The organism is Cytophagia bacterium CHB2 (assembly GCA_030263535.1).
Classification (GTDB): Bacteria; Zhuqueibacterota; Zhuqueibacteria; order Zhuqueibacterales; family Zhuqueibacteraceae; genus Coneutiohabitans.
In genome coordinates, this window is sequence record SZPB01000596.1 from 1 (window position 1) to 2,382 (window position 2,382).

The following is a 2,382-nucleotide window of genomic DNA, read 5'->3' on the forward strand; positions in this document are numbered from 1 at the left end:
GTGGTGGGACGAATTTCACTATAAACATTCCACCGCTTCGCGGTTTGTTTAAGACGATTATCGATTCTTTCTTGTCATATCTCAGCATGCAAAATTCAGGAACAAAGAAGGCTCGTGCCATGGACTCTCAGCGCTGGAACAAAGTGCAAGAGCTGTTTGAAGCCGCCCTGGAACATCAACCCGAAGAGCGCGATGTTTTTTTGCGCAAGGCGTGTTCAAACGAACCCGAACTTCACCGCGAAGTTGCGGCATTGCTGGAAGCGGATGCGCAACCTCACAGTCTGCTGGCGAACATGAGCGGGGTAGGGATGGATGTGTCAGAAGTGTTTTCTCTGGAGGGCAAACAGATTGGCGCATATCGCATCATCAAGCAGATCGGCGCCGGCGGCATGGGCAATGTTTATCTCGCCGGCCGCGCCGACGGGCAGTTCGAGCAACACGTGGCGCTGAAACTCATTAAGCTGGGTTTGCGCTCGGAAGAGATTCTCAAACGCTTTCAAAGCGAGCGGCAAATCCTCGCGCACTTGCAACATCCCAACATCGCGCGTTTGCTTGACGGCGGCAGGACGGATGACGGGCTGCCCTTCTTTACGATGGAGTATGTTGACGGCGCGCCCATCAACCGCTACTGTGATGACCACCAACTTTCGGTGGATGAGCGCCTCGAGCTGTTTCAAACCGTCTGCGCCGCGGTGCAATATGCCCATCGCAATCTCGTCGTGCATCGCGATTTGAAGCCAAGCAACATTCTGGTGACCAATGACGGCACCGTCAAGCTGCTGGACTTCGGCATTGCCAAACTGCTGCGCGAGGAAGCGGACGACGCCGCGCCTGCAACGCTCACGCAAATCGGGCAACGTGTGCTGACGCCGGAGTATGCCTCGCCGGAACAAATTCGCGGCGCGACGGTGACCACGGCGAGCGACGTTTATTCCCTGGGTGTGATACTTTATGAATTGCTGGCCGGACGCCGTCCGTATGAACTCAGCGATCGTTCGCCCGCGGAGGTGGAAAAATTAATCAACACCACGGACCCGAAGAAACCCAGCACCGTTGCCCTTGCCGCAGCCGGGACAGAGCCCACGGCGGAGGCCATCAGCCTGGCACGCAATACGCAGCCGGAACGTTTGCGGCACAAACTCGCCGGTGATCTGGATAACATTTGCTTAACGGCGCTGCGCAAAGAGCCGGAACGGCGCTACAGCTCCGTGGAACAACTGTCGCAAGATATTGCACGCCACCTGGCGGGATTGCCGGTTCTGGCGCGGCCTGCAACTCTCCGCTATCGCACGCAAAAATTCGTGCAGCGCAACAAAATTGGTGTTGCGGCAACTGCCGCTGTCTTCGTTTTGCTTGCCGGATTGGTGGGATTCTATACAAATCGTCTGGCAAATGAGAGAGATCGCGCGCAGCTTGAAGCAAGAAAAGCGGAACAGGTGGCGGCGTTTCTTTCGGATTTGTTCAAGATTTCCGAGCCCTCGGAAGCCAAGGGGCAAACCATTACCGCGCGTGAGCTGCTTGATCGCGGCGCGGAAAAAATCGAGAAAGAACTTGCCGGCCAGCCGGAAGTGCAGGCCAACATGATGGAAGTGATCGGCACGGTTTATCAAAGCCTGGCGCAGCTCGAGGCTGCCGCACCGCTGCTGGAAAAATCACTTGCGCTTCGGCGCGAACTTCACGGCGATACGCATGCCGACATTGCGCGCACGCTGTGGGTGTTGGGCAAGGTAAAAGCCGAGCAAGGCGACTACAACGCCGCGGATTCGTTGCAACAGCTTTCCCTCGCGATGCGCCGGGAATTATTCGGCAGGGAAAACGAAGAAGTGGCCCAGACGTTGAGCAGTCTTGGCAAGGTGAAGTATCAAAAAGGGGATTTTGCTGCTTCGGACTCCTTGGCGCACGCCGCGCTCGCCATGCGCCGCAAGCTTTTTGGAAATACGCATGCCGGCGTGGCGCTCAATTTGGATGATTTGGGCTGGTTGATGTATGAACGCGGCAAGCTCGAGGCTTCGGATTCACTGCATCGTGAAGCGCTGGCCATTCGCCGTGAGTTGTTTGGCGAGGAAAATTTGGAAGTGGCAGAGAGTCTCAACAATCTTGGTGCTACGCTTTACGCCAAAGGTGAATACGCACAAGCCGAGCCGCTGATGCGCCAGGCGCTGGCCATCCGCCGCAAACTGCTGGGCGAGGATCATCCCCTGACGACGTACAATCTCGGCAATCTCGCCGTATTGTTGGAAGCCAAACGTGAATATGCCGAGGCCGAGCTGCACTATCGCGATATTCTGGAAAAACACCGGCAGAAACTCGGCGAGGCGCATCCGGTCATTGCCGATGACTTGACGGACCTCGCCCGCGTGTTGACGGCCAAAGGCGACTTTG

General features: G+C 56.7%; 1 protein-coding gene. It reads left to right on the forward strand.

Translation table 11 applies throughout. The annotated features are described in order from the left end of the window. Positions 1-86 precede the first annotated feature (86 nt). Positions 87-2,382 (forward strand): serine/threonine protein kinase (locus FBQ85_29310; GenBank protein ID MDL1879230.1); only part of this gene is annotated, 2,296 nt, incomplete at its 3' end.